Raw genomic sequence first — 15,314 nt, forward strand, 5'->3', positions numbered from 1 at the left:
TAACTCTGCGCGACTCGGATGACAACGTTGTCAGTTTCATCGGGAGGCATGAGATGCGACAGAGATTCCGACACCGATGGCGTAGCTGTGCCCGTCCCACCGCACTTCTCGTGGCCACCGTACTGCTGACGACCGCTCAGGGCGGTCAAGGAGCCGCTAGCGCTTCCGCCGTTCGGAGCAAGGCTCCTGATACGCGGTTCGCTTCCTCCTTCGAGAAGGGCGAGCCACAGCCCGATTGGCGCGACACCGTCGAGAGCGGCCCGGACGGCCGCAAGAAGACCGCCGGGGTCGACGGCAACGACACCACCGGGATCCCCGGCAACGCCACCGACAAGGTGACCGGCGTCCGGGCCAGTGACGAGAACACGGAGGCGGGAGAGGTCAAGGAGAATCTCGTCGACGGCGAGAGCGCCACCAAATGGCTCACCTTCGCCAGGTCCGCCTGGCTGGAATTCTCCCTGTCCGAGCCGGTCAAGGCCGTCCGGTACGCGCTCACCTCCGCCAACGACGCGCCCGGCCGGGACCCCCGGGACTGGACGCTCAAGGGCTCCGACGACGGGACGCACTGGACCGCGCTGGACGCGCGCGAGGGCCAGACCTTCGAAAAGCGTTTCCAGACACGGGAGTTCTCGTTCAATGGCACCGCCTCCTACCGCCACTACCGGCTGGACATAGCCCACAACAACGGGGACGCGGTCACCCAATTGGCCGAGGTGCAGCTCGCGACGGCGGACACCGGCCCTCCCCCCGCCTCCGACATGCGCAGCCACGTCGACCGCGGCCCGACCGGCTCCCCCACGGCGAAGGCGAACGCGGGCTTCACGGGGACGCACGCGCTGCGTTACGGCGGCGCCCACCAGGCCACCGGCCGCGGTTATTCGTACAACAAGGTCTTCGACGTCAACCTTCGTGTGACGTCGAGGACCCGGTTGGCGTACAAAGTCTTCCCCTCGATGCCGGAAGCGGACGCCCGCTACCCCGCGACCCATGTGGCGCTCGACCTCGCCTTCACCGACGGCACCTATCTCAGCGACCTCGACGCCGTCGACCAGCACGGCGCGCCGCTGAACCCCCGGGGGCAGGCCGACTCCAAGACGCTCTACGTCAACCAGTGGAACAACAAGACCGCCCTGATCGGCACCGTCGCCGAGGGCAAGACCGTCGACCGGGTGCTCGTCGCCTACGACTCGCCGGTGGGCCCCGCCACCTTCCGCGGCTGGGTGGACGACATCACGATCGCCCCCGCCCCGGCCGAGAAGCCCCCGGCCCACCTGGCCGATTACGCCGTCACCACGCGCGGCACCCATTCCAGCTCGAACTTCTCGCGGGGCAACACCTTCCCTGCCACCGCCGTACCGCACGGTTTCACTTTCTGGACCCCGGTGACCAACGCGGGCACCCATACCTGGCTCTACCAGTACGCCGCCACCAACAACGCCGACAACCGCCCCACCGTCCAGGCCTTCAGTGCCAGCCACGAGCCGAGCCCCTGGATGGGCGACCGGCAGACCTTCCAGGTGATGCCCTCCACCGCCGCCGGGCTCCCCGACGCCTCCCGTACGGCCCGCGCCCTGCCCTTCCGACACGCCAACGAGACGGCCCGGCCGCACTATTACGGCGTCACCTTCGACAACGGCCTCAAGGCCGAGATCGCCCCCAGCGACCACGCCGCGATGATGCGGTTCACCTTCCCGGGGGAGAACGCCGGCGTCATTTTCGACAACGTCACCAACGAGGGCGGTCTGACGCTCGACCCCGGCCGCGGTGTCGTCACCGGCTACTCCGACGTCAAGAGCGGCCTGTCCACCGGCGCCGGGCGGCTCTTCGTCTACGGCGTCTTCGACGCGCCCGCGACCTCCGAGGGCCGCCCCGGCGGCGGGGCGGGCGGTGACGTCACCGGCTATCTGCGCTTCAAGCCCGGCAAGGACAAGACGGTGACGCTGCGCCTGGCGACCTCGCTGATCGGCGTCGACCAGGCGAAGGCCAACCTCGAACAGGAGATCCCGGCCGGCTCCTCCTTCACCGGGGTCCGCGACCGGGCCCGCGACGCCTGGGAGGCGATCCTCGGCCGCGTGGAGGTCGAGGGCGCCGGCCACGACCAGCTCACCACGCTCTACTCCAACCTCTACCGGCTGTACCTGTATCCCAACTCCGGCTACGAGAACACCGGCACCAAGGCCCGGCCGCGCCCCCGCTACGCCAGCCCCTTCTCCCCGGCGGCCGGCGAGAACACCCCGACCCGCACCGGCGCGAAGGTCGTCGACGGCGAGGTGTACGTCAACAACGGCTTCTGGGACACCTACCGCACCACCTGGCCCGCCTACTCCCTGCTGACGCCCAAGAGCGCCGCGAAGCTGGTCGACGGGTTCGTCCAGCAGTACAAGGACGGCGGCTGGATCTCCCGCTGGTCCTCCCCCGGCTATGCCGACCTGATGACCGGCACCAGCTCGGACGTCGCCTTCGCCGACGCCTACGTCAAGGGGGTCGGCCTCGACGGCGAGGCGGCGTACGAGGCCGCGCTCAAGAACGCCACGGTGGCGCCGACGCACCCCGGTGTCGGCCGCAAGGGCATGAACACCTCCGTCTTCCAGGGCTACACGAGCACCAGGACCCGCGAGGGCCTGTCCTGGGCGCTGGAGGGCTACCTCAACGACTTCGGGCTGGCGAAGATGGGCGAGGCCCTCTACGCCAAGACCCACCGGGCCCGCTACAAGGAGGAGGCCGCCTACTTCCTCGGCCGCGCCCAGAACTACGTCAAGCTCTTCGACGCGAACGTCGGCTTCTTCCAGGGCAAGGACGCCGACGGCGCCTGGCGGCTGTCGCCCGACGCCTACGACCCGCGCGTCTGGGGCTACGACTACACCGAGACCAACGGCTGGAACTTCGCCTTCACCGCCCCCCAGGACACCAGGGGCCTGGCCGCCCTCTACGGCGGCCGGAGCGGGCTGGCGAAAAAGCTGGACGCCTACTTCGCCACCCCCGAGACGGGCTCGGCGCAGTTCGCCGGCTCCTACGGCGGCGTCATCCACGAGATGACCGAGGCCCGGGACGTCCGCATGGGCATGTACGGCCACAGCAACCAGGTCTCGCACCACATCGCCTACACCTACGACGCGGCGGGACAGCCGTGGAAGACGCAGGCCAAGGTCCGCGAGGTCATGTCCCGGCTCTACCTCGGCAGCGAGATCGGCCAGGGCTATCCGGGCGACGAGGACAACGGCGAGATGTCGGCCTGGTACGTCTTCAGCGCACTCGGCTTCTACCCGCTGGTGATGGGCGCCGGTGAGTACGCGGTCGGCTCGCCGCTCTTCACCAAGGCCACGGTTCATCTGGACAGCGGCCGCGACCTGGTGGTGAACGCCCCGGGCAACAGTGCCCGCAACGTCTACGTTCAGAGCCTGCGGGTCGACGGCAAGGCGTGGAATTCCACGGCGCTCCCGCACTCCGTGCTGGCGGACGGGGCGACGCTGGACTTCACGATGGGGCCGAGACCCTCGACGTGGGGCAGCGGCAGGAACGCGGGGCCGGCCTCCATCAGCCGCGACGACAAGGTGCCCAGCCCGGCCACCGATCTGACCGCGTCGAAGGATTCGGCGCTGACGGACGACACCTCCGCCACGGACGCGTCCTTCACCACCGCCTCCCTGCGGGTGCCCGCCGGATCCCGGGTGACCTCCTACACCCTGACCTCGGCCGACCGGGCCAGGGCCCCGGGCGGGTGGGTGCTCAAGGGGTCGGCGGACGGCGAGCGGTGGAGTGAGGCCGACCGGCGCACGGGCGAGTCCTTCGCCTGGGACCGGCAGACCCGCGTCTTCGCGATCACATCTCCCGGCCGGTACTCCCACTACCGCCTGGAAAGCGCGAACGGCGAGGTCAGGCTGGCCGAAGTGGAGCTACTGGGGGTACCGGCAAACTGATTGACAGGTAAGAAAGTGTGAAAAGATCAGTTTAGTCTGGCGACGTGCCGCAAACGGGCACGTCGCCTTTCTTTATCTGATTGAGCCTGATTTTTCTGGAGACCTACGTGGCCCATCTTCCCGGCCGTACGCGCGGACGCGCCCTGAGCCGTCTCGCGACCGCGGCGATAGCCGCCGCTCTGGTCGGCACCACCGCCGGAACCGCCCTGGCCGACATCACGCCGGCCTCCTCGCCCGCACAGCGCGCGGCGCGGCACGCGGCCGAGAACAGCGCCAAGCGCTGGGCCGAGGCCCGGAGCGCGGCCCAGGGCGCCCAGGCGGACGCCAAGTCCGCCGCCCCGGGCCTGGCGGCGCCGCGCACGGTCCGTCCGAGCGGCCCCACCGCCGCCGCCCCCTTCTTCCCGGTCTCCGCCGTCGGCGGCTCCGGGGACATCTACGCCTACTGGCCCGACGGCAAGGGCGGGCTGACCGCCCGCAAGCGCATGGCCGGCGACTGGCAGGGCATCGACGCGAGCGCCCGTGTCGACCACAACGGCGACGGCATGCCCGACGGCGTGTACCTGCGCGACGCCCACAGCAACATCTACTACGGCAGCGCCGACGGCGCCGGCCGCCGCGTCGCGACCGACTGGGCGCAGTACGACCAGCTGTTCACCCCCGGCAACCTCGGCGGGTCGAAGCAGTCGGACCTCCTCGTCCGTGACCGCTCCGGCGTGCTGTGGCTCTACCTCGCCGCCGCCGACGGCTCGCTGTCGGGCCGGAAGAAGGTCGGCTCCGGCTGGAACCAGTTCACCCAGATCGCGGGCCGGGGCGACCTGAGCGGCGACGGCAAGGCCGATGTCGTCGCCCGCGACAAGGACGGCGTGCTGTGGCTCTACAAGGGCACCGGCGACTCCTCCAAGCCGTTCGCCGCCCGCATGAGGATCGGCTCCGGCTGGAACCAGTTCACCAAGCTGCTCGGCACCGGTGACGTGGACCTCGACGGCCGCAGCGACCTGATCGCCCGCGACGGTGACGGCGCCGTGTGGCTCTACAAGGGCACGGGCAACGCGTCCTCGCCCTTCAAGGCTCGTGTGAAGGTCGGCAACTCGGGCTGGAACCAGTACCGCCTGATGTTCTGATCCGCGGCACCCATGACAAGGGCCGCACTCCCGGAAGGGAGTGCGGCCCTTTCGTACGGGGTGGCCTGCCGTGCCGCCCCCTCATCCGGACCCGTCGGCGCGGCGGCGCACCCGGCGCCGGGCGAGCCGGACGAGGGACCGCGCCGGTCGCACGAGCACCAGCGACAGCCCGACGACGGGCAGGGTGAGCAACAGGACCTGCAGGCACGCCGCGATCATGCCGAGGATCTGGTTGCCGGACGTCCCGGCGTGCTCCACCAGGGAATTGACGGTCCGCCAGTCGGCCTGGAGCAGTCGCGGCATATTGGCCAGCACCAGACCGAGCTGGAGAACGAGCGCCGGCACCAGGAAGAGGACCCATCCCGCGACGAAGATCTGCGGCCATCGCTTGAGGGCCGAGAGCCGCTCGTCGTGCGCCCGGCGCAGTACGACGCGCCGGAGAATGGGCGCGATGTACTTGAAGAGGTCGGGGATGCCCGTCAGGTCCGCGACGATGTAGTAGCCGTCGAACCGCAGGGTGGGCAGCAGCTGTTGGAACATCTCCAGGTGGACGGAGAGAATCGCCACCAGCAGGAGCGGGGAGCCGGTCGCCGTGTACAGCGCCAGCAGGCCCAGCACGAAGAGGGCATTGAAGTAGACGCCCCCCAGGTCGGCCCGGATGCGGCCCGCGCGGCCCAGCCGGTAGGAGTTGGTGATGTCGGTGTAGAAGGCCGGCCACACGACGTAGATGCCGCACCCCATGGCGCCGGGCCGCGCGCCTCCGTAGCGGCATGCCGCGCCGTGCCCCATTTCGTGGAACACGCACGAGGCGATGGCCAGGAGGACGACGAGCAGCACGCCGGCCGGGGAGGACAGCACCGTCCGCAACGCGGCACCGGTGTCCTGCGTCAACCACAGCCAGACCTCGCCGGCCACGAACGCGCCGAGGGCGCCGACCACCAGCAGGGGCCGGAACAGCCAGGCGAGGAGGCCGGAGAGGAACCAGGTGACGTGCTCGGGCAGTACCGCCACCTTGAACCGGAACGACAGGAACGGGTCGCTCTTGGGGGTGGGAGGAGGCGGCGAGCCGTCGCTGTAGGTGGTGATGCCGAGCGGGGCGAGCTTCTTGTCGATGAGGAAGGCGACGTGCTCGGTGGTGAACTCCCGGTCCGTTTCGCGGCAAAGTTCGTCGGCCACCCGCGCCATGACCGGCTCCGGTCCGGGATGCTCCCGGCTGGGGCCGTTCAGCGCCCGGACGACCTGGTAGAGCAGGGCGGGCAGCCGGACGATCTGCCCGTCGGGGCGGCAGACCAGATGGGGCGGCTCCCGGTAGCCGGAGCCCTCGAACTCGCCGACCAGTTCCATGCCGGCCACCAGCGTGGGTTCCTGTGACATGGGCGCTCCCCGTGAGATGACCGGCACACTGCCTGCGAAAGTGACGGGAAGGGCCGGAGGTCTCCGGCCCTTCCCCCAGCGTTACGGCGTGCCGTTACGCGATCAGTGGCTCGAGATGGCCGCGGGGGTGCAGGTCAGGCTGGTGGTCGGGTTCGTGGACGGCAGGCCCAGCGAACCGAGCAGCCCCGGCGTCCCCTGGCGGTCCACCGACTGGCAGGCCGAGAGGGCGGTGGTGCCGTGGTCGGAGGCCGGCGGGGCGTACACCCCGCCGCCCGAGGCCGTCGCGGCGCTGCTGCTGGAGCTGCCGGCGCCGGCGGCGCCGTCACCCGGGTCGGCGAAGTTGAGCGGAGTGGCCACGATGCCCATGACGGTCCGCTCGGGCAGCACCTCGCCCGAGACCTCGTCGAGTTCCTGGAAGCTGATGGCGTTGTCCATGTCCGTACCCCTTCTCGAAGCGGTCAGCGGCTTGAAATGGCCGCAGGAATACAGGTGGTGCTGTGTCCGGGAGAGCTGGGCGCCAGTCCCAGGGCGACGAGAAGGCCGGGGCTTCCCGGGTCCTGCCGGTACTGACAGGCGTAGGCGACCGTCGTTCCGTGCTCCGTCCTCACCAGCGTCGGGAACACGGGCTGGTCGGCGCCCGTGGCGCCTGCCGACAGCACACTCGAAAGCGCGATCCGCGGGGGAAGTTCCTCACCGCGAAGGCGGTCGAGTTCCCCAAAGGTGACGGCGGATCCCATCGCTTGCTCCCTCCCTCAGGAACAACGGCGTCGCGTCGTCCCGGCAGGGAGCGTAACCAGCGGGGGAATGCCCGACACATCCTCAATCCCCTGATCACCCGGACGTGTTGGGGAATGCCCCGAAAGAGTGGCAAGGGGAACGTCCGCCCGGTGAAACGGCGAAGGGCCGCACCCCGTGAGACACGGGATGCGGCCCTGTGCACGCCCGCCCGGGGTGAACGCCCGGGCGCTGCCGCTTACTTGCGGATCAGAGAGCGCAGCACGTACTGCATGATGCCGCCGTTGCGGTAGTAGTCCGCCTCGCCGGGGGTGTCGATGCGGACGACCGCGTCGAACTCGACACCGGTGTCGGTGGTGACCTTGACCGTGCGCGGCGTGGTGCCGTTGTTCAGCTCGGTCACACCGGTGAAGGTGAAGGTCTCCTCGCCGGTGAGGCCCAGCGTCTCCGCCGTGGCACCCTCGGGGAACTGGAGGGGCAGGACGCCCATGCCGATGAGGTTCGAGCGGTGGATGCGCTCGTAGGACTCGGCGATGACGGCCTTGACGCCGAGGAGCGCGGTGCCCTTGGCGGCCCAGTCACGGGACGAGCCGGAGCCGTACTCCTTGCCGGCCAGGACGACCAGCGGGATGCCCTGCTCGATGTAGTTGCGCGAGGCGTCGTAGATGAACGACACCGGCGCGTCCGGCTGCGTGAAGTCGCGGGTGAAGCCGCCCTCGGTGCCCGGCGCGATCTGGTTGCGCAGGCGGATGTTGGCGAACGTACCGCGGATCATGACCTCGTGGTTGCCGCGGCGCGAACCGTAGCTGTTGAAGTCACGACGCTCGACACCGTGCTCGGTCAGGTACTTGCCGGCCGGGGTGTCGGCCTTGATGGCACCGGCCGGGGAGATGTGGTCGGTGGTGACCGAGTCGCCCAGCTTCGCCAGCACGCGGGCGCCGGTGATGTCGGAGACCGGGGTGGTCTCCATCGTCATGCCCTCGAAGTAAGGGGGCTTACGGACGTAGGTGGACTCGGCGTCCCACTCGAAGGTGTTGCCGGTCGGGATCGGCAGCGCCTGCCACTGGGCGTCGCCCGCGAAGACGTCCTGGTAGGACTTGTTGAACATGTCCTCGCCGATGGCGTTGGCCACGACGTCGTTGACCTCGGCCTCGGACGGCCAGATGTCCTTGAGGAAGACGGGGTTGCCGTCGGTGTCGATGCCCAGGGCGTCCTTGGTGATGTCCACCTTCATGGAGCCGGCGAGGGCGTAGGCGACGACCAGCGGCGGGGACGCCAGGTAGTTCATCTTGACGTCGGGGTTGATCCGGCCCTCGAAGTTGCGGTTGCCGGAGAGCACCGAGGTGACGGCCAGGTCGTGCTCGTTGACGGCCTTGGAGACCTCCTCCGGCAGCGGGCCGGAGTTGCCGATGCAGGTGGTGCAGCCGTAGCCGACGAGGTTGAAGCCGACCTTGTCGAGGTACGGGGTCAGGCCCGCCTTGTCGAAGTAGTCGGTGACGACCTTGGAGCCCGGGGCGAGCGTGGTCTTGACCCACGGCTTGCGGGTCAGGCCCTTCTCGACCGCCTTCTTGGCCACGAGCGCCGCGGCGACCATGACGTAGGGGTTCGAGGTGTTGGTGCAGGAGGTGATCGCGGCGACGGTGACGGCGCCGTGGTCGATCTCGTAGGTGGTGCCGTCGGGGGCGGTCACGGTGACCGGCTTCGACGGGGCGCCGTTCGGCGTGTTGGCCGGGGCGTCGGAGGCCGGGAAGGACTCCTTGCCCGCCTCGTCGACGTCGTCGACGTAGTTGCGGACGTCCTGGGCGAACTGCTGGGCGGCGTTGGCGAGGACGATACGGTCCTGCGGACGCTTCGGGCCGGCGATCGAGGGGACGACCGTGGAGAGGTCGAGCTCCAGCTTCTCGGAGAAGTCGGGCTCGGCGGCCGGGTCGAGCCAGAGGCCCTGCTCCTTGGCGTACGCCTCGACGAGCGCGACCTGCTGCTCGGAGCGGCCGGTGAGCTTGAGGTACTTCAGCGTCTCGCCGTCGATCGGGAAGATCGCGGCGGTGGAGCCGAACTCCGGCGACATGTTGCCGATGGTGGCGCGGTTGGCGAGGCTCGTCGCCGCCACACCCTCGCCGTAGAACTCGACGAACTTGCCGACGACGCCGTGCTTGCGCAGCATCTCGGTGATCGTGAGCACGAGGTCGGTGGCGGTGGTGCCGGCCGGCAGCTCGCCGGTCAGCTTGAAGCCGACGACGCGCGGGATGAGCATGGAGACCGGCTGGCCCAGCATCGCGGCCTCGGCCTCGATGCCGCCGACGCCCCAGCCCAGCACGCCGAGGCCGTTGACCATGGTGGTGTGCGAGTCGGTGCCGACGAGGGTGTCGGGGTACGCCTGGCCGTTCCGGACCATGACGGTGCGGGCCAGGTGCTCGATGTTCACCTGGTGGACGATGCCGGTGCCCGGGGGGACGACCTTGAACTCGTCGAAGGCGGTCTGGCCCCAGCGCAGGAACTGGTAGCGCTCCTTGTTGCGGCCGTACTCCAGCTCGACGTTCTGGCCGAAGGCGTCCTTCGTGCCGAACTTGTCGGCGATGACGGAGTGGTCGATGACCAGCTCGGCCGGGGCCAGCGGGTTGATCTTCGCCGGGTCGCCGCCGAGCTCCTTGACGGCCTCACGCATGGTGGCGAGGTCGACGACGCAGGGCACGCCGGTGAAGTCCTGCATGATCACGCGGGCCGGCGTGAACTGGATCTCCTGGCTGGGCTGGGCCTGGGAGTCCCAGTTGCCCAGCGCCCGGATGTGGTCGGCGGTGATGTTCGCGCCGTCCTCCGTGCGGAGCAGGTTCTCCAGCAGGATCTTCAGGCTGTAGGGCAGACGGGCGGAGCCCTCGACCTTGTCCAGCTTGAAGATCTCGTACGACTCGTCGCCCACCTGCAGCGTGCTGCGGGCGTCGAAGCTGTTCGCCGACACGACAGTCTCCTTCATGCATGAATTCGCGCGTACCACGGCCATCCTGCCGTCACAGCTCCACGCCGATCCGTTAAGGTGAACCTAAGTTAGGCATGCCTTACTGGCGCGGCAGCGGTACGCCTCTCGGCAGATATCTCGATGTCGAGATAACTCTAGTACATCGCCGCGGCGCGGTCATGCCCTGATAGGCCGTGCGTGGCTGTCACGGGCGGTGATCTCACGAACATCGGAGGTCGTTCCCCTGTTCGAGTGAACGGCGTGCGGGCACGTCCACGACCCCTTCGACATGGAGCTGGACACCTCGGAGCTCTGATCGCGGTCAGCGCCCCGCCAGCCCCGTCCTGACCAGGGTCAGGACCTCCTCGTCGGACAGCCCGAGGGTGCGGGCCTCTGCGATCAGGTGGCGGACGCCCTCGACGAGGCGGGCGCGGCCCGGGGAGGTGGCGCCGCCGGTGACCACCGCCCCGCGGCCGCGGCGCAGCTCGATGAGTTCCTCCTCGCGCAGCCGCTGGTAGCCCCGGAGCACGGTGTGGACGTTGACGCCGAGGGAGTCGGCGAGCGCGCGGGCGGCGGGCAGGCGCTCGCCGGGGCGGACGGCGCCGTCGGCGATGGCTCCGCGCACGGCGGCGGCGATCTGGTCGCCGAGCGGCAGCGGCGAGGCGGGGTCGAGCCGGATCAGCACTTCAGCTCCCGTGGTGCGCGCGGTCACGGGCGACCAGCGCGTTGAGCAGCGCGGCGGCCGTGGCCGCGTCGTCGACGGTGATCACGAACTCGCTGCCGGTGGTCAGCCGGGCCACGATCGCGTCGCCGGAGCGCAGCACGAGCCCGCTGCGGCCCGGGTGGACCCGGTACCCCCAGCCGCCCATGTCCTTCCAGGCGTTGATGTCGCGACTGCTCGCCTCCCCTATGCGGGCGAGCGGCACGCGCAGCCGGGGCCGCGGCAGCCAGGGAACGGTGGCGGTCAGCCCGTGCCGGTCGACCGTGACGCGCGCGCCGGCCATGACGGACAGCACCGCGCCCGGGAGGAGCAAGGAGAGGGCCGAGCCCACGTCCGCGACGAGGGCGACCGGCACACCCAGCACGATGAGCGCGGGTCCGCAGACGAGGAGGGCGCGGGAGGCGACGGTCCGCGTCCATGTCACGCTCTCCCCCTCGCGGAGGGGCAGCCGGGGCGTGGCGTCGGGGCCGGCGGTCGCCCGGGGGGCGGGCGGCGCGCCCCGGCCCGCCAGGAGCAGGCCGAGACCGGCGACGCAGACGGCGAAGACCATGGCCGCGCCGAGCCGCCAGGGGTCGAGCCGGACCTGCGCGGCGGAGGCGGCCCGTGCGTTGGCGAGGACGAGGTCGGTGAACAGGAATCCGCTGAGCCCCGCGACGCCGTAGGCGAGGGCGACGAGCGCCCGCCCGTGCGCCCGTCTGCCGCCCTCCGCGCAGGCGCACCCGAAGAAGACGGCGGCCGGCAGGAGCAGCAGGGCGAGGGCCACATAGGGAAAGGCACCGAGCGTGGTGAAGCCGTCGGCGCGGCCGGCGCCGGCGAAGTGGGTGGCCATGGGGTCGGGCAGTCGGTCCCGGCGGGTGAGGAAGACCGTGAGGAACACGGCGGCGCCGAGCAGATAGGGCGCCACCACGACCAGAGGGCGGCGCCGGAGCGCCGCCGGACGTACGGGCGCGTGGGAAGTCATGCGTACGCCCCCCTTTCAGTTGTTTGCATAGTAATAGAACAATGATCAATGGGGAAGGGATCTCATATCTGAGATACCGTCTGTCTCATGACAGACGCCTACCTCGCCCGTATCGGCAAGCTCATCCGTGACGCGCGTCAGCACCGGGGCTGGACGCAGTCGCAGCTCGCCGACGCCCTCGGCACCAGCCAGAGCGCGGTCAACCGCATCGAGCGGGGAAATCAGAACATCAGCCTTGATATGATCGCCCGTATCGGTGAGGCGCTGGACAGCGAGATCGTCTCCCTCGGATATGCCGGACCCATGCATCTGAGGGTCGTCGGCGGCCGTCGGCTCTCCGGCGCCATCGACGTCAAGACCAGCAAGAACGCCTGCGTGGCCCTGCTGTGCGCGACGCTGCTGAACGCCGGCCGCACGACGCTGCGCCGCGTCGCCCGCATCGAGGAGGTCTACCGGATCCTCGAGGTGCTCGGCAGCATCGGCGTCAGGGCCCGCTGGATCAACGACGGCAACGACCTCGAGATCGTGCCGCCCGCCGAGCTGGATCTGGCCGCGATGGACACCGAGGCCGCCCGCCGCACCCGCAGCGTCATCATGTTCCTCGGTCCGCTGCTGCACCGCATGGACCGCTTCAAGATTCCCTACGCCGGTGGCTGCGATCTCGGCACCCGGACCGTCCAGCCGCACATGACGGCCCTGCGCCACTTCGGCCTGGAGATCACGGCCACCGACGGCACCTACCACGCTCGGGTCGACCGTTCGGTCGCACCCACCCGGGCGATCGTGCTGACCGAACGCGGCGACACCGTCACCGAGAACGCCCTGCTGGCCGCCGCCCGCCACGACGGTGTCACCGTCATCCGCAACGCCAGCTCGAACTACATGGTCCAGGACCTCTGCTTCTTCCTGGAGGAGCTGGGCGTGCGCGTCGAGGGCATCGGCACCACGACCCTCACCGTGCACGGCGTGGCCACCATCGACCGCGACGTCGACTACGCCCCCTCCGAGGACCCGGTCGAGGCGATGAGCCTGCTGGCCGCCGCCGTGGTGACGGAGTCGGAGCTGACGATCCGGCGGGTGCCGATCGAGTTCCTCGAAATCGAACTGGCCGTCCTCGAAGAAATGGGCCTCGACCACGAGCGCAGCCCGGAGTACCCGGCGGACAACGGCCGCACCCGGCTGCTGGACCTGACCGTGCGCCCCTCCAAGCTGCGGGCGCCGATCGACAAGATCCACCCGATGCCGTTCCCGGGCCTCAACATCGACAACGTCCCCTTCTTCGCGGCCATCGCCGCCACCGCCCAGGGCCAGAGCCTCATTCACGACTGGGTCTACGACAACCGCGCCATCTATCTCACCGACCTCAACCGCCTCGGCGCCGACGTCAAACTCCTCGACCCGCACCGCGTCCTCGTCGAAGGCCCGACCCGCTGGCGCTCGGCCGAGATGATGTGCCCGCCGGCCCTGCGGCCCGCCGTGGTCGTCCTGCTGGCCATGATGGCGGCGGAGGGCACGTCGGTGCTGCGCAACGTCTATGTGATCAACCGGGGTTACGAGGACCTGGCGGAGCGGCTCAACTCCATCGGCGCGCAGATCGAGATCTTCCGCGACATCTGACCCGGGGGTCACACTGGTCCCACGGATCGTTCCGGCAGGAAGGTGTGCCCTCATGGTGGCGAGCAAGGCCGAGCTGGTGGTGGCGCTGAAGGAGGGGCGGCTGGCGTTCGAGCTGGGCGAGCAGGTCGCCGACTGTCCCTACCCGCCGGGTGATCCACTGCGGGCGGCGTGGCTGCGGGGCTGGGCCGCCGCCCGCGACGACCGGCGGGGCGGCGAGGGCTGAGGGGCGGGAGCGGCGGGACGGGGGCTCACGGCAGGACCGCCACCCCGTCCAGTTCGACCAGGGCCTCCTCGTCCCAGAGCCGGGTCGTGCCGATCACGGCCATGGCCGGATAGTCGCGCCCGGCCAGCCGGCGCCAGATCGTCCCCAGCTCGCGGGCGTGCGCGCGGTAGTCGCCGACGTCCGTGGCGTAGACGGTGACCCGCGCCAGGTGGCACGGCCGGCCGCCGACGGCGCCCAGGGCGGCCAGTAAATTGCTCAGGGCCCGCTCGAACTGTTCCGGCAGACCGGCCCCGACGACCTCGCCGGCCGCGTCGAGGCTGGTCTGCCCGGCGAGGAAGACCAGCCGGCCGCCGGTGGCGGTGACGGCGTGGGAGAAGCCGGTGGGCGGGGAGAGCCCGGCGGGGTTGACGCGTTCGAGTTCGCTCATCGGCTCGTCCCCCCGGGGCTCACGGGTCCGGCGCCATCGAGGCCCGTCCGGTACAGCTCCTTGGCGATGATGGTGCGCTGCACCTCCGTTGCGCCCTCGTAGATGCGCGGCGCCCGGACCTCGCGGTAGAGGTGTTCGAGGAGGTGCCCGCGTTCCAGGGCGCGGGCGCCGTGGATTTGTACGGCCGCGTCGACGACGTACTGCGCGGTCTCGGTGGCGAAGAGTTTGGCCATGGCCGAGCGGCCCGCCGTGCCGGGCTCCCCCGCGTCGTACGCGGCGGCCGCCGCGTGGACGAGCAGGGCGGCAGCCTCGGTGCGGGTCGCCATCTCGGCGAGCCGGTGGGAGACGGCCTGGAGGTCCTTCAACGGCCCGCCGAACGCGCGGCGTTCGGCGGCGTGGGCCAGGGCGGCGCGGAGCGCGGACCTCGCCATGCCGACGGCGAAGGCACCGACGCTCGGGCGGAAGAGGTCCAGGGTGCGCATGGCGACGCGGAAGCCACCGCCGATCTCACCGATGACGTCGTCCGGGCCGACGGGGACGGCGTCGAAGGTGAGGGTGCCGACGGGATGCGGACTGACCATGGCGAGCGGCCGGCCGCCGAGACCGGGACGGCCGGCGGGGACCAGGAAGGCGGTGACACCGCGTGCGCCGGGGGCCGGGCCGGTGCGGGCGAAGACGGTGTAGAGGTCCGCCTCGGGGGCGTTGGAGATCCAGCACTTCTCCCCCGAGAGCCGCCAGGCGCTCCCCTCGCGCTCCGCGCGCAGCGCGAGCGCCGCCGCGTCGGAGCCCGCGCCGGGCTCGCTGAGCGCGAACGCGGCGATCGCGCGGCCCGCCACCACCTCCGGCAGCCAGCGCGCCCGCTGCGCGGAAGTCCCCGCGTCCACGATCGGGTACGTGCCGAGGCCCTGGAGGGCGAGGGCAGTCTCGGCCTCGGTGCACTCCAGGGCGAGGGACTCGCGCAGCAAGCACAGGTCCATGGCCCGGACGGCTCCGTCGGCGGGCAACAGCCGCGCCAGCAGGCCGAGTTCACCCAGCGCGGCGACGAGCGGCCGGTTGACGCGGCCGGGCTCGCCCTTGTCCGCCAGGGGGCGCAGCCGCTCCGCCGCGAGCGTGCGCAGTCCGGCGCGCCACTCACGTTGCCCCTGGTCCAGTGCGAAGGGTGTGGACACCGGGCGCCTCCTCCGTTGACATATCGCGCTCTGTTGACTGCCGTCACCAAGTCGCTACGCTGGCAGCGAATCCGCATGGCTGGCAAGACCCCCGGT

Annotated in this window: 12 protein-coding genes; 4 read left to right on the forward strand and 8 right to left on the reverse strand. The window is 70.5% G+C overall.

Translation table 11 applies throughout. From position 1 onward, the window contains the following. The first annotated feature begins 53 nt into the window (after positions 1–53). A complete protein-coding gene (locus ACZ6MA_RS11405; protein ID WP_469432936.1) occupies positions 54–3,917 on the forward strand; it encodes a GH92 family glycosyl hydrolase in 3,864 nt (1,287 codons plus the stop codon). Between the two features lie 80 nt (positions 3,918–3,997). Then, positions 3,998–5,038 (forward strand): FG-GAP repeat domain-containing protein, encoded by a 1,041-nt coding sequence (locus tag ACZ6MA_RS11410; RefSeq protein ID WP_469432938.1) that lies wholly within the window; start codon positions 3,998–4,000, stop codon positions 5,036–5,038. Positions 5,039–5,119: 81 nt separating this feature from the next. Here ACZ6MA_RS11410 and ACZ6MA_RS11415 read toward each other — a convergent pair whose 3' ends face one another. The 6 genes from ACZ6MA_RS11415 to ACZ6MA_RS11440 all read right to left on the reverse strand — a co-directional run bounded on the left by ACZ6MA_RS11415 (position 5,120) and on the right by ACZ6MA_RS11440 (position 11,782). Next, positions 5,120–6,412: a hypothetical protein gene (locus tag ACZ6MA_RS11415; RefSeq protein ID WP_469432939.1), complete on the reverse strand. Its 1,293-nt coding sequence runs from the start codon at positions 6,410–6,412 to the stop codon at positions 5,120–5,122. 102 nt (positions 6,413–6,514) lie between these two features. Then, entirely contained in the window at positions 6,515–6,847 is a 333-nt protein-coding gene (locus ACZ6MA_RS11420; RefSeq protein ID WP_469432940.1) for a hypothetical protein, read from the reverse strand. Positions 6,848–6,870: 23 nt separating this feature from the next. Beyond that, entirely contained in the window at positions 6,871–7,149 is a 279-nt protein-coding gene (locus ACZ6MA_RS11425; RefSeq protein WP_469432941.1) for a hypothetical protein, read from the reverse strand. 236 nt (positions 7,150–7,385) lie between these two features. Beyond that, a complete protein-coding gene (acnA, locus tag ACZ6MA_RS11430) occupies positions 7,386–10,103 on the reverse strand; it encodes an aconitate hydratase AcnA (protein WP_469432943.1) in 2,718 nt (905 codons plus the stop codon). A gap of 319 nt (positions 10,104–10,422) precedes the next feature. Further along, positions 10,423–10,785, reverse strand: coding sequence for a GntR family transcriptional regulator (locus tag ACZ6MA_RS11435; RefSeq protein WP_469433148.1), 363 nt, complete (start codon positions 10,783–10,785; stop codon positions 10,423–10,425). A 1-nt stretch (position 10,786) separates the two neighbouring features. After that, positions 10,787–11,782 carry a hypothetical protein gene (locus ACZ6MA_RS11440; protein WP_469432944.1) on the reverse strand — a complete coding sequence of 332 codons (996 nt, stop codon included), beginning with the start codon at positions 11,780–11,782 and terminating at the stop codon, positions 10,787–10,789. An 87-nt stretch (positions 11,783–11,869) separates the two neighbouring features. Between ACZ6MA_RS11440 and ACZ6MA_RS11445 the strand changes: the two genes are divergently transcribed. Together ACZ6MA_RS11445 and ACZ6MA_RS11450 are read left to right on the forward strand one after the other, a co-directional pair. Next, a complete protein-coding gene (locus tag ACZ6MA_RS11445) occupies positions 11,870–13,399 on the forward strand; it encodes a helix-turn-helix domain-containing protein (protein WP_469432945.1) in 1,530 nt (509 codons plus the stop codon). A 52-nt stretch (positions 13,400–13,451) separates the two neighbouring features. Next, positions 13,452–13,622: an Rmf/CrpP fold protein gene (locus ACZ6MA_RS11450; protein WP_469432946.1), complete on the forward strand. Its 171-nt coding sequence runs from the start codon at positions 13,452–13,454 to the stop codon at positions 13,620–13,622. A 25-nt stretch (positions 13,623–13,647) separates the two neighbouring features. Here ACZ6MA_RS11450 and ACZ6MA_RS11455 read toward each other — a convergent pair whose 3' ends face one another. Together ACZ6MA_RS11455 and ACZ6MA_RS11460 are read right to left on the reverse strand one after the other, a co-directional pair. Further along, positions 13,648–14,049 carry a RidA family protein gene (locus ACZ6MA_RS11455; RefSeq protein WP_469432947.1) on the reverse strand — a complete coding sequence of 134 codons (402 nt, stop codon included), beginning with the start codon at positions 14,047–14,049 and terminating at the stop codon, positions 13,648–13,650. After that, a complete protein-coding gene (locus ACZ6MA_RS11460) occupies positions 14,046–15,218 on the reverse strand; it encodes an acyl-CoA dehydrogenase family protein (RefSeq protein ID WP_469432949.1) in 1,173 nt (390 codons plus the stop codon). The genes ACZ6MA_RS11455 and ACZ6MA_RS11460 overlap by 4 nt, the downstream gene beginning before the upstream one ends. Positions 15,219–15,314 lie beyond the last annotated feature (96 nt).

The organism is Streptomyces sp. NPDC042259 (genome assembly GCF_055582085.1).

Coding starts and splice junctions, on each gene's coding strand:
- ACZ6MA_RS11405 (WP_469432936.1), top strand. CDS start 54: ATGCGACAGAGATTCCGACACCGATGGCGTAGCTGTGCCCGTCCCACC.
- ACZ6MA_RS11415 (WP_469432939.1), bottom strand. CDS start 6,412: ATGTCACAGGAACCCACGCTGGTGGCCGGCATGGAACTGGTCGGCGAG.
- ACZ6MA_RS11420 (WP_469432940.1), bottom strand. CDS start 6,847: ATGGACAACGCCATCAGCTTCCAGGAACTCGACGAGGTCTCGGGCGAG.
- ACZ6MA_RS11425 (WP_469432941.1), bottom strand. CDS start 7,149: ATGGGATCCGCCGTCACCTTTGGGGAACTCGACCGCCTTCGCGGTGAG.
- ACZ6MA_RS11440 (WP_469432944.1), bottom strand. CDS start 11,782: ATGACTTCCCACGCGCCCGTACGTCCGGCGGCGCTCCGGCGCCGCCCT.
- ACZ6MA_RS11445 (WP_469432945.1), top strand. CDS start 11,870: ATGACAGACGCCTACCTCGCCCGTATCGGCAAGCTCATCCGTGACGCG.
- ACZ6MA_RS11450 (WP_469432946.1), top strand. CDS start 13,452: ATGGTGGCGAGCAAGGCCGAGCTGGTGGTGGCGCTGAAGGAGGGGCGG.
- ACZ6MA_RS11455 (WP_469432947.1), bottom strand. CDS start 14,049: ATGAGCGAACTCGAACGCGTCAACCCCGCCGGGCTCTCCCCGCCCACC.